This window comes from Lautropia dentalis (assembly GCF_003892345.1).
In the GTDB taxonomy this organism is placed as follows: Bacteria; Pseudomonadota; Gammaproteobacteria; order Burkholderiales; family Burkholderiaceae_E; genus Lautropia; species Lautropia dentalis.
In genome coordinates this window covers 835078-847329 of the sequence record NZ_RRUE01000001.1, presented here as the reverse complement: position 1 = coordinate 847329, position 12252 = coordinate 835078, and the positions used below count along the sequence as shown (strand labels likewise).

Sequence of the window (12252 nt, the reverse complement as noted above, 5' to 3'; positions counted from 1 at the left end):
ATCAGAATACGGGACAAGGGCCATAGCCTCACTTGACCAGCTGATTGATCTCGATGATGGGCAGCAGCACCGCCAGCACGATCATCAGCACGATGGCGCCGGTCACCAGGATCAGGATCGGTTCCAGCAGCGTGGTCATGGTCAGCGTCTTGCGCTCCACTTCCTGCGACAGCGTTTCGGCCGCACGTTCCAGCATCTGCGGCAGTTCGCCGGTGGCCTCGCCGCTGGCGGTCATGTGGATCAGCAGCGGCGGCAGCGTCTTGCCGGCTCCCAGCGCGCGCGCCAGCGGCGCCCCTTCGCGCACCCGGCCCAGTGCCTCGCGCACCTCGGCCTTCATGGCCATGTTGTTGAGCGTGTCGGCACCGGCTTCCAGCGCACGAATCAGTGGTACGCCGCTGGCCGTGAGGATGGCCAGCGTGGAGGCAAAGCGGGCCGCATTGATGCCGCGGATCAGCCGGCCGAACATCGGCATGCCGAGCAGCTTTTTATGGAAGTTCAGCCGCGCGGTGGGCGCCTTCATCGAATAATGGAAGGCCGCCCAGGCACCGCCCAGGCCCAGCAGCACCAGCCAGCCCCAGTTGCGGATGAAGTCGGAGGTGCGGATCAGGATCAGCGTGAGCAGCGGCAGGTCCTGCCGGGTCTGGTTGAACACCTGCACCACCTGCGGCACCACATAGGTGAGCAGCGCGATGATCACCAGAATGGCCACCACCGCCACGATGATCGGGTAGGTGAAGGCCATTTTCACCTTGCTGACCAGCTGGGTGCGGTTCTCCACGTAGGCGGCCAGCCGGGACATCACCTGCGCCAGATCACCCGACTGCTCGCCGGCGCTGATCAGCGCGCGATAGGTATCGGGAAAGTCCCGCGGAAACTTGGCCATGGCGGCGGTCAGTGTCTGGCCGCTGACCACGTCGCTGCGCACGGCGGCAAAGCGCTCGCGCACGCGGGCCGATTCGGCCTGCTCGACCACGGCGTTGAGCGCCTTTTCCAGCGGCAGACGGGCGGTGAGCAGGCTGGAGAGCTGGCGGGTGCACAGCGCCAGGTCGGCATCCTTCAGGCGGCCGCCGATGTTGATGTGGCCGGCATTGTGCTCGGCCGACAGCGCCACCACCTCGATGGGCGTCTGGCCGCGCTCGCGGATGATGGCGCGCGCCTGGCGGCTGGAGTCGGCATCGACGATACCCCGGTGCAGTACCCCGGAGGCATCGGCCGCCTGAAAGCGGTAGGCTGGCATGTATCTGTCCCTCTTGTCCCGTCAGTACCTGTCGTTTCGCGTGGCACGCCCCATCTGTACGGCCCGGGCCGTTACACACACCGGCCTGTGCCAAAACCGTACAGACTGCAGACGCATATCGGGGGCCATCTGACGTTTGCCATCAATCGCGGGTGGCCCGCACCACCTCGTCCTGCGAGGTGATGCCGGTATCGATCCAGCGCTGGCCGTCCTCGCGCATCGAGCGGAAACCATTGGCCCGCGCGGCCGCACGCAGCTCGCCCTCGCCGGCGCTCTGGTGGATGAGGCCGCGCATCGCATCATCGACGGAGACGATCTCGTAGATGCCGGTACGGCCCTGATAGCCGGAGCGGCCGCAATGCAGGCAGCCCACGGCACGCCACTTGCCGGTGACCGGGTCTTCCTCGCGGCAGCTGGGGCACAGTTTGCGCACCAGCCGCTGCGCCATGATGCCAATGAGGCTGGACGACAGCAGGAAGGGCTCGATGCCCATGTCGATCAGACGGGTGACGGCCGAGATCGAGTCGTTGGTGTGCAGGGTGGCCAGCACCAGGTGGCCGGTGAGCGAGGCCTGCACGGCGATCTGCGCGGTTTCCACGTCACGGATCTCGCCAATCATCACCACGTCCGGGTCCTGACGCAGGATGGAGCGCAGGGCCTTGGCGAAGGTCATGTCGATGCGGGCGTTGACCTGCGTCTGCCCCACTCCGTCCAGATCGTATTCGATCGGGTCTTCCACCGTCAGGATGTTGGTGGTCTTCGAATCCAGCCGCGAGAGGGCCGCATACAGCGTGGTGGTCTTGCCGGAACCGGTGGGGCCGGTCACCAGCACGATGCCGTGCGGCTGGTTGATCAGGTTGTCGAAGCGGCGCAGCAGGTCGCTGCTCATGCCGAGACGGGCCAGATCGAGCCGGCCGGCCTCCTTGTCGAGCAGACGCAGCACGGCGCGCTCGCCATGGCCGGTGGGCAGCGTGGAGACCCGCACGTCCATCGGCCGGCCGCCGATGCGCAGCGTGATGCGGCCGTCCTGCGGCAGGCGCTTCTCGGCAATGTCGAGGCTGGCCATGATCTTGATCCGCGACACCAGCGCGGCATGCAGCTCGCGCCGCGGCCGCACCACGTCGCGCAGCGTGCCGTCCACGCGGAAGCGCACCATCGAGTAGGTCTCGAAGGGCTCGATGTGGATGTCGGAGGCGTTGTCGCGCGCGGCCTGGGTGAGCAGCGCGTTGATCATCCGGATGATCGGTGCATCGTCTTCGGATTCGAGCAGGTCCTCCACCTTGGGCAGGTCCTGCATCAGACGCGAGAGGTCGATGTCACCGCCCACCTCGTCCACCACGGCGGCGGCCGAGCCTTCCTGCTGCGAGTAGGCGCGCGAAATGGCGCCCGACAGCTCATCGGCCGGCTTGATCACCGGCACCAGCCGGTATTTCAGCGAACGCGACAGTTCGGCGAGTGCCGTGGGTGGGGTGTTCTCGCCCACCCACACTTCCATGGCATCGTCGCTCAGCGCCGAGACCAGGATCTGGTGGGCACGGGCAAAGCCGTAGGGGACGTAACGCTGCGGAGAAATGGAAGCCATGCGGATCAGTCCACGTTCACTTCGACCTGATTGCCCAGCCGTACCGGCGAGGTCACATCATTCTGGGGACGCACGGCGCCCTGCTGCGCCCGCACGGCCTCGTCCAGCGAGCGGTAGCTGCCACCGCCCCCCTGGCGCTGGCGGGCATCTAGCACATGCTGGATGGTGTTGTTGCCCATCTGGCCAACACCCTGCCCGTGCTCGCCCACACCTTCCCAGGACTGGGGACCTGCCCGCCGGCGCTGGCCGCCGGCCCCCTGGCCGGTCTGGCGCAGGTCGACGAAGGCCTGCTGCGACGGCGGGTATTGCCGGTCATCCGGCTGCGAGGGCTGGCCCGATCCGTACTGCCCCGGCTGCTGCAGCTGCCCAGTCCCGTAGGACTGTTCGGACTGCTGCTGCCCGGCCCCGAAGGACTGATCCGACTGCTGCTGCCGCTGCCAGCCCTGCTGGCCGGCACGGGAGGCGCCGTCGTTGCCGGCGTTGCCACCCCGCTGGCGGTTGGCATGACGCAGCCGGCGCGGTGCCAGCATGCTGGACATGTCGGGCTGCGGTGCCTGCAGTGAGTTGGCCGGCACCACACCCAGGCTCTTGGCCTCGTCGGCGGCGCCCGGCATCATGCTGGGCTCGCGGGCCGGCGGCACCCGCTTGCCCGGCGTGCCCGGACGGGGCGGCAGCGGATCCAGCGGCGGCTGGCGCACGTCGGCCACACCGGCCGGTTTGGGCAGCTGCGCATCCTGACTGCGCTGGTTGATGTAGTCGTAGCGGCTGGCGGTCACATCCCAGGCGGCATCGGCGCTGCGCAGCACCACCGGCCGCAGGAACACCAGCAGGTTGGTCTTCTGGCGGGTGCGACTGTCGTAGCGGAACAGCCGGCCCAGGAACGGGATGTCGCCCAGCAGCGGCACCTTGTTGACCGTTCCGTCGACCTTGTCCTCGATCAGGCCGCCCAGCACGACGATCTGCCCATCGTCGACCAGCACGTTCGACTCGATGGCGCGCCGGCTGGTGATGATGCCGGAAGGCAGGTTGTCGCGGACCACCGCAGAAATCTCCTGCGCGATCTCCATCTTCACCGTGCCGCCCTCCGACACCTGCGGGCGCACACGCAGCATGGTACCTACGTCCTTGCGCTCGACGGTCTGGAACGGGCTGGAGAGGTTGTTGTTGGTGTTGGTGTAGGAGCCTGTCACAAACGGCACGTTCTGGCCGATGACGATGCGGGCCTCCTCGTTGTCGAGCGTCAGCAGGTTCGGCGTGGCGCGGATGTTGCCGCCCGCTTCGGTTTCCAGTGCCCGGGCCAGCAGGCCCAGGTTGACGAACTGCTGGCCAAACAGGCTGACATTGCCGCGCACCACCCCGATGTTGATGCCGTTGGAACCGGCCAGCGCAGCTGGATTCTGGCTGACGCTCAGAATGTTCTGACCGTTGGCACCGAAGTTGGTCCCGCCAATGACATTGTTGCCGGCATTGCGGCCCGACATGAACTGCCACTGGATACCCATCTCGGCCGCCGTGTCGGCCTTGACCTCGACGATCAGCGACTCGATGTAGACCTGCGCCCGGCGGCTGTCGAGCTGGTCGATCACACCCCGGACGTTGCGGTAGACCGGCTCGGGCGCCGTGATGATCAGCGAGTTGGTGGCCGGGTCGGCCGCGATGACGGCACCGCCGGCCTTGATCGAGGTGGGCCCCTGGTTGCCACGGTCACGGTTGAGCTGGCCGGTCTGGCTGCCCAGACCGCCACTGCTGCTGTCGCTGTCACCGAAGGCCGAGGACAGGCCGGACGAGCTGCTGCTGTTGTCACCGAAGAAGCCACCACTGCCGCTGCGGCTGCTGCTGCGGTTGCTGCTGCCGAAGCCGCTGCTGCCCCCGTTGCCGTTCGATTCACCCGAAAGCACGGCCTGCAGCACTTCCACCAGCTTGGTGGCCTCGGCGTTCTTCAGGTAGACCACGCGCATGTTGGCCTGGTCGGCATTGGCCGGCCGGTCGAGCTGGTCCACCAGCGAGCGGGCCAGCGACAGCTTCGAGGCATTGGCGCTGCGCAGCAGCACCGAGTTGGTGCGCGGGTCGGCCATCACCACCACGCGCTGGGTAGGATCCTGCGCGCCGGTGGGACCCCCGCCGCCCTGGCGGTTGTTGTCGTCCAGCAGCTTGGACACCGCCACGGCAATGTCGCTGGCAATGGAGTTCTTGATGACCACCACCTGCACGTCGGCCGCCGGACGCGGGCTGTCCAGCGTGGCGATCACCTTCGAGAGGCGCTTCAGGTTGGCCGCGTAGTCGGTGATGATCAGCGCGTTGTTGCCCGGGAACGCCGTGATGGTGTTGTTGGGCGACACCAGCGGCCGCAACACCGGAATCATGTTGTTGGCCGACTCGTGGCTGAGCTGGAAGACCTGGGTGATGACCTCGTCCCCGTGCCGCCCGGAGGCCGGGCCGATCTCGACCGGGCCGGACTGCAGCTTGGCATCGGCCTCGGGCACCACTTTGTACAGGTCACCCAGATCGACGATGGCAAAGCCCTGCTGGCGCAGCACCGTCTTGAGCAGCGTGAACGCCTGCTGGCGGTTGACCGGACGCGGGGTTTCGAGCGAGATCTTGCCGCGCACCCGCGGGTCGATCACGAAGGACTTGTTCAGCAGATGACCAAAGGCGCCGATGACCGAATCGACCTCGGCATCCTTGAAATTGAGGTTGATCTGCCCGGACACGTTGCGGGCGGGCGGCTGCTGGGCCGGGGCCTGCCGGGTCTGCGCTGCGGCAAGGGCCGGCGCCGCCAGGGCGATCAGCAGGGCCTGGGCCAGGATTTTTTGGGAATGGCGCAATTTCATGCTCCTATCTTGATCATGGTACGAGCCCCATCCTGCCGTCCCAGCAAGCGTACGAGGGACTGCAGTTTCTCGCGTTCAGACTCGTCGACTTCTGCCCAGGCAGTGAAACGCAGTCCGTGACTCGGATTGAAAACACCTTCTCCGCTCAAACGCAGCGGACCTTCGAGGGATGACATCTTCAGCGTGGTTTCGGGCTGCCGGCCGTCGATGTCGAGGCGGTAGGCGCCCAGCGGACGCACCGGCGTGAGCGCCGAGGCGACATCGCGCAGTTCGATGGCAGCCACACCCCGGGCCTGGCCGTCGACGATCTCGAACGGCTCCCAGCTCAGGGCCAGCGACGCGGTGGGCTGCACCGTGCTCCACGGCGAACCCAGCCGGGCCAGATTGACATTGGGCAGGCGGATGCTGCCGGCCGAAAAACGCGGACGGGCAAAGCTGCCGGAGATCTCCAGCGGCTGGTTCATGCTGTCGTGACGCGCATGCACCTGGATCTGGCCGATCAGCAGCGGCAGCACGCGGATGTTCCAGCGGATGCTGCCGGGCACCAGCACGCCGGGCAGCGGCAGCACGGCATTGGGCTTTTCGCGGTCGCGCGTGGCCTGCGCGGCCACATCGACCAGCACCACCTTGCCCTGCCCGTTCCAGATGGAACCGGTGGCATCGGCCAGGCGCACCCGGCCCTTCGTGGCCACCTGCAGGCCCCAGTCGGCCATGGAGGCCGGGGCGAGAATCAGCGTGGTGACCAGCGCCGTCACCAGGCCCAGCACCACCCAGAGCACGATGCGCCCGGTACTCCACGGGCCGAACCAGGCCGGCTTCGCGTTACGGGATCGACGGGAATCATTTGCCACGGCGTGCCATCTCCAGGGCGATGCGACCACTGAACACCCCCGGCGATTCGCGGGTGACGGACAGGTCGACGATACGGGTTCGGGTTTCGCGCACGGCCCCATCGAGCCAGAACACCCAGTTCTCGAACGGGGCCTGGCGGAAGCGCACTTCGATGATATCGCCCTGCGCCTGCACCTTGGCCATCTCCTTGTCCATGCCCCGGCCGGCCAGCGACTGTTCCAGTCGCGTGGTCACCTGGGCCACCGACTCGGCCGGTGCCTCGGCGGCGTTGGCCAGCTCGCGGGCCTCGACGGCCAGGCTGTCCATCTGCGCCACTTCGGCGCGCAGCTTGGGCAGGGATTTTTCCAGCCGTTGCCGGCCCACCCAAGCGGGCTCCAGCAGCAGCTGCCAGAAGATGATCACACCGAGGAAGGCCCCGGCAATCACCAGCATGCGCCGGTCACGGGGCGCCAGCGAGGCCCATTTCTGCAACAGGTTTTCCAGCATGTGTCAGCGCCCCTGGGTGGTGAGCCGGGCAGTGGGATCCCGGGGGTTGTCGAAGGTGAGCGTCAGCCCCAGCCGCGCCGAGTCCTGCACCAGGCTCTCGCGCAGCGATTCATCGCTGGCGGCCTCGGCCACGAAGCGGATCTTCATGGTGCCCTCGCGGTACTCGATGGCCTCGATGGTGCCCCGGCCATGCTCGCCGATGGCCTGCGCAAAACGGGCCAGCAGCGGCACGAAATCGTCCGGCCCCGGGCGGCCGCTCTTGAGACGCAGCTCACCGATGCTGCGGCGCATCTGCAGCACCGGATCGACCATGGCGGCATTGGGGAAGGCCTGGTGGAAGCGGTCGCGCACGGCCGCCTCGAGGCTGCGCGCCTCGGCACCGAGCTGCATCCACTGCAGGTTCAGGCCGATGACGGCAGCCGCCACCGACGCAGCCGCCAGCGCCCCCACGCCCTTCCAGAGCCGCCAGTCCACGCGCGACAGCATGGTCCGCAGGCCGGCATTGTGCACCGACAGCAGATCCATCGGTGCGCCACGCACCAGCGGCGCATCGGCGAAATCGAGCGTGACCTCGGAGGGCCGGGCCGCCAGTTTCAGGGGCGAGCGCCATTCGGGCTGGCCCAGCCAGACATCGATCTGCGCCGGTGGCAGGCCCATCAGCTTGCCGGCCAGCAGCGCACTGGCGGTTTCGCGGTTGGCCTGTTCGGATTCGCCGGCCGCCCAGCCGGTGCCGGACCACTCGCCGGTACGCACCGTGAGGCAGTCGTCCGAGGCCAGCACCGACCAGCGCCCCTCGCGCAGCGGCAGCACCAGCTGCCCCGGCCACAGCGCATCGACCCGGATGCCGTGCGACTTGAAGGCGGCCAGCACCGCATCGACCCAGTGACTGTCGATGACACCCAGCACGCGCTGGCCGTCGGGCTGCACGGGACCGGGCACGATCAGGCAGCGGGCCGGATCCTGCAGCACGTATTCTTCGATGATGTTGGGCAGTGCCTGCTTCAGGCGCTTGCCCGAAAGCGGTGGCACCGGCACGGTGATGAGCGTGACATCACGGGCATCGGCCACCAGCCAGACCTGGCGGATGCCTTCGAGCGCCTCCAGCGACACGGGCCGGCGCACGGGCTCGTCGTCACTGCCGATGTGCGCCTGGAACACGGGCCGTCCGCTGCTGAGGACAGCTTCACCGGCGCTGCGCGGCGGTAACCAGATGACGGCCTGGTGCCGTTTCAGTTGCTGTGACGCCATATCACCTGTACACCCCCTTCATTGAGGCGCTTGAGCAAGGTTAGGGTTTGGGATTCAACGCGATCGTAATGAATGATGCCGTCCGCGATGAAATAATTCGATTGCACTGCGACGAGCGTACTGTCCAGTTGGGTATTTGCAACAAGCCCCATCGACGGGTCGGAAATGTTCTTGGCCGGCACCACATCGCGGTTGGCCACGAAGGAACGGATGGAACCGGCCGGCCAGGTGGGCGCCACGGCTTCCAGCACCTCGGGCGAGGCCGAGTTGATGTTCACCGTCCGGGCATCCACCGGCAGTACCGTGAGGTGCGGTGTCAGCTTCTGGATGATCTCGTCCGAAAAGCCGGGCAGGTCGCGCAGGTCGTCCAGCCGCTGCAGCGGCATGACCCAGTCATCCGACCCGGCCTTCTGGCCGCTGCGACGCTGGCGTGCCACCTTGCGCACGTACTGCAGCATCCGGTCCGCCAGGCTCTCGGGCAGCGACAGGATGCCCATCAGCCGCTTGAGCGCCTGCAGGTGCGGTACCGAGATATCGGCATTTTCGGCGCTGGTGCCGTTGCTGCCGGTACCGTTGCCACCGTTACCGTTGATGTTACCGCTGTTGCCATTGGTACCGGTCTGCGTCGCCCCGTTTATCTGGTTGGTGTCGTCATTGACCAGCGCGTTGATGTTGAAACGCGACTGCGCATCGCGAATCCGCCCGGCCAGCAACGCCTGGCGGGAAGAATCGCCCACCTTGGCCCCGCCGGTGACGGTTTCGTCCAGCTGGGTCTCGGCCACGGGCGTGGCCCAGATGGAGCCGGACCAGTCGACCTGGCTCACCGAATTCTTCAGGATGACCTTGGCCCAGTCGATGACGGCGCGCTCGATCCAGCGGGTCTGCGACAGCGTGGCCCGGTTCTCGATGGAGCGGATGGCCACGCTCTCGCGATAGAACAGCGTGGTGACGATGACCGAGGCCAGCGCCACCACCAGCAGCGCCGTGACGATGGCAGCACCATGCTGTGCATGCATCCGTCCGTTCAGGCTGCGACGCGCGCTGCCCATGCTCTCCTGGCGGCCGATGTCCAGGCTCATATCCATGTCTGGGTGCTGACCCCGCAGGCTCCCGGCTTTCGAAAGTATTGGCAAGCCTTGATCCGTGCCCACGCCTGAGTGCAGGCCCCGGTGCCGGACAGAAAATCGACCATGACGTGAATGCATGACCGCAGTATCGGCGCTGGCATGGCCCCCTGTCATGGCCCGATCGGGAAAATTTGCAACGGGATGGCGCATGGTGATCAGTCCCGTATCGAATAGATGCGCAGAAAGCGCTGGCCATTGGTGCGCTCGACCAGCACCTCGATGCCGGTGATGGCCTCTTCGGTCTCGCGCCGCAGGTCGTAGACACGGCGCATCTGCTCGATGTTCTGCCGCACCTCGGCGGGTGTGGTGGCGGTGATGCCCGGCAGCCCCTGATAACGGGCGTTGTTGTAGGGATCGTTGGGCTGGCGGTCGGCGCGGTTGCCGCGCGAGGTCAGCGCCTCCAGCTGGGCCCCTCCCACCCAGTTGTTGCGGATCCAGGCCCGCACGCGCATCGAGCGCACCTCGGGCAGAATGGGCTGCCAGACCAGCGACTGCACCGAACCGCCCACCGAGCCACGCCCATCGGTGCTCTTCTGCCATTCGGAAAAGCCCCGTTCCAGCCTGCCGTCACGCACCTGATAGACCACGCGCTGCAGCCGGGTGGGCTGCCCGCGCCGGGCGATCTCGCGCACCAGCATCATCGACTGCGTGGTACCACCGCCGGCCCCGCCCTGGTCGACCACCACCCGGATGGGAACCAGTCCGCCACCCATGCCGTTGACCGGCCAGGTCTGCAGCAGGTCTTCCTCGAGCTGGGCGAGCGCCAGCGTGAGCGAGCGCAGCTCGTTCGATTCGGTGACCAGCCGCTCGCGGCTCTGCAGCACGGTATCGAGCCCGCGCCAGCTGAGAATGGCCAGCACGGCCAGCAGCGCCACGGCCACCAGCAGCTCGATGAGGGTGAAGCCCCCCGCGACGCGCACCGCCGGGCGGGAACGTGGCAGGGTCTTCCGTGCGCCGGTGCCGGGTGCCGGACCATCCCCGTGCACGGCATGCGCAGGCGCGCCCTGACGGGACGTGGCATCCATGGACATGACGGTGCGCACACTCATCACTCAGCGCACCACATTGTTGTTCTCGACCACGGCAAAGCCCAGCAGCCGGGCCAGCCGGCCGCCTTCCATGTTGCCATTGGCGCCCTGCTCGCTGCGGTCGGCATCGTAGACCTGCATCTCGATGCGGCGGAAATTGGGGTTGGCCGTGGTGTAGACGTTTTCCACGCACATCAGGTTCAGGTCGCCCTGCGGACACGGAAAATTGCGGCGCCCCACGGCCGGAAATTCCCGCCGCACGCGAATTTCGGTCAGGCGGTTCTCGGCACTCCACTGGGCCAGCGTGCGGGCCCGCAGCTCGGCCGAGCTGGCCGTGATGGAACCCACCGCACGCAGCGAGGCCATCAGCGCGATGGAAATGATGGTGAGCGCCACCAGCACCTCGATGAGCGTGAAGCCGCGTGTGACCAGGGCTGCCGGGGCCGTACCGCCGCATGTCCTGTTTGGCTCGCCACGCACCACATGCCCTGTTCCGTTGGCCACGCACGCCATCGGGCGGCAGGCGCCATCACGGTCACAGCGGGCAGAAAGACGGCCCGATGCGCCACGTCCGGCGTGTTCACTCACCCCCGGCAACGGCAGACTCACACCCACCCCTCCCCGCACGGCCCGACACGGTACCGCACGGCAGCAGGCCCACATGCCGGTACCGGCATGGACCCGTGATAAAAGGGGAGGAAAAAGGCGAGTGGCATCAAAGGGAAAGAGAGTGACCGGAGGATGACATCATGGCTGCTGCTGCGCCGGCTGAACCTCGAAAATACCCAGGCCATTGGCCGCTATTTCGATGCTGCCGGCCGGCCGGGTGAGGATGACCCGAAATGGCGGCTCGATCAGGTCGCGTCCGAATTCGAGAATGTCGGAGCCATCGGACTTGACGACCCGCACCCGGGTGGGAGCCTCCCACTCGCGCACGCGCAGGTGGGTGTCGTCTTCGATGGGACGCCACTGCCGGTCCTTGAAGATGACGAAGCGGTAGCGGTCACGCGTGGTCTCGAAGCGGATGGGAGCGCCACGGATCTGCGCCTCCTCGCGGGCCAGCGAGAACAGCTGGCTGAGCCGCTCGGCATCGCCTTCCAGCGAACGCAGCGGGCTGGGCGAGGCCGAGATGACCACCATCGACAGCACGATGCCGATGATGATCAGCGCCACCATCAGCTCGATGAGGGTAAAGCCGGCCGCCCGGCGTCGGTCAGAGATCCCAGCTGCCGATGTCGGCATCACCTGCCTCGCCACCGGCCACGCCATCGGCCCCATAGGAGAACACGTCGATCTCGCTGTGGATGCCGGGGTTCAGATACTGGTACGGTTTGCCCCAAGGATCGACGGGCACCTTGTCCAGATAGGATTTCCAGTTTTTGGCGGCCGGACCGGACGTGGGTTTGGTGACCAGCGCCGCCAGGCCCTGCTCGGTTGAGGGGTAGTGGCCGTTGTCGAGCCGGTACAGCTTGAGCTGCTGCATGATGGCGGCAATGTCCTGCTTGGCGGCCACGGCGCGCGCCTCGTCGGGGCGCGACATGAAGCGGGGCACCACCAGCGCGGCCAGCACGCCGAGAATCATCACCACCACCATCAGCTCGATGAGGGTGAAACCCAGGGCACGGCGCGTGCGGAGCGGGCGCGGTGCCGGAGAGACTGCGGGCGACCGTGTATCGGTTGCGCGTGCCGTCGATGCGGTAACAGGTGTATTCATACCAGCGATTTTCTCGCAGAGAGACCCGGGAGGTTTTAATATGGGATGATTGAAGCAGATTCTGTGTCTGCTGCAATGGGCCTGTATGATACCAGCCACTGTTTCCGCCACCGGGCCGACGCCCGGTCGGACACGGTCCTGTCCTTT

General features: G+C 66.9%; 11 protein-coding genes. All 11 read right to left on the bottom strand.

From position 1 onward, the window contains the following. Positions 1–28: 28 nt before the first annotated feature. Complete coding sequence (gene gspF, locus EHV23_RS03300) at positions 29–1237, bottom strand: type II secretion system inner membrane protein GspF (RefSeq protein WP_125094700.1); 1209 nt, start codon at positions 1235–1237, stop codon at positions 29–31. Between the two features lie 142 nt (positions 1238–1379). After that, positions 1380–2819, bottom strand: coding sequence for a type II secretion system ATPase GspE (gene gspE, locus EHV23_RS03295; RefSeq protein WP_125094699.1), 1440 nt, complete (start codon positions 2817–2819; stop codon positions 1380–1382). A 5-nt stretch (positions 2820–2824) separates the two neighbouring features. Further along, the gene (gspD, locus tag EHV23_RS03290; protein ID WP_125094698.1) at positions 2825–5650 is read right to left on the bottom strand and encodes a type II secretion system secretin GspD; all 2826 of its coding nucleotides are present in this window, start codon (positions 5648–5650) and stop codon (positions 2825–2827) included. Beyond that, the gene (gene gspN / locus EHV23_RS03285; RefSeq protein ID WP_158615815.1) at positions 5647–6501 is read right to left on the bottom strand and encodes a type II secretion system protein N; all 855 of its coding nucleotides are present in this window, start codon (positions 6499–6501) and stop codon (positions 5647–5649) included. The genes gspD and gspN overlap by 4 nt, the downstream gene beginning before the upstream one ends. Next, positions 6491–6988, bottom strand: coding sequence for a type II secretion system protein GspM (gspM, locus tag EHV23_RS03280; protein WP_125094696.1), 498 nt, complete (start codon positions 6986–6988; stop codon positions 6491–6493). Before gspM ends, gspN begins: the two co-directional genes overlap by 11 nt. A 3-nt stretch (positions 6989–6991) precedes the next feature. Then, the gene (gspL, locus tag EHV23_RS03275) at positions 6992–8236 is read right to left on the bottom strand and encodes a type II secretion system protein GspL (RefSeq protein WP_125094695.1); all 1245 of its coding nucleotides are present in this window, start codon (positions 8234–8236) and stop codon (positions 6992–6994) included. Beyond that, entirely contained in the window at positions 8218–9321 is a 1104-nt protein-coding gene (gene gspK / locus EHV23_RS03270; RefSeq protein ID WP_158615814.1) for a type II secretion system minor pseudopilin GspK, read from the bottom strand. Before gspK ends, gspL begins: the two co-directional genes overlap by 19 nt. Positions 9322–9518: 197 nt before the next feature. Then, positions 9519–10412 carry a PulJ/GspJ family protein gene (locus EHV23_RS03265; RefSeq protein WP_125094693.1) on the bottom strand — a complete coding sequence of 298 codons (894 nt, stop codon included), beginning with the start codon at positions 10410–10412 and terminating at the stop codon, positions 9519–9521. Between the two features lie 3 nt (positions 10413–10415). Further along, positions 10416–10823, bottom strand: coding sequence for a type II secretion system minor pseudopilin GspI (gspI, locus tag EHV23_RS03260; protein WP_238990352.1), 408 nt, complete (start codon positions 10821–10823; stop codon positions 10416–10418). 315 nt (positions 10824–11138) lie between these two features. Next, positions 11139–11633 (bottom strand): GspH/FimT family pseudopilin, encoded by a 495-nt coding sequence (locus EHV23_RS03255; protein WP_158615887.1) that lies wholly within the window; start codon positions 11631–11633, stop codon positions 11139–11141. Then, a complete protein-coding gene (gene gspG, locus EHV23_RS03250) occupies positions 11605–12105 on the bottom strand; it encodes a type II secretion system major pseudopilin GspG (RefSeq protein ID WP_275265079.1) in 501 nt (166 codons plus the stop codon). The genes EHV23_RS03255 and gspG overlap by 29 nt, the downstream gene beginning before the upstream one ends. Between the last annotated feature and the right edge of the window lie 147 nt (positions 12106–12252).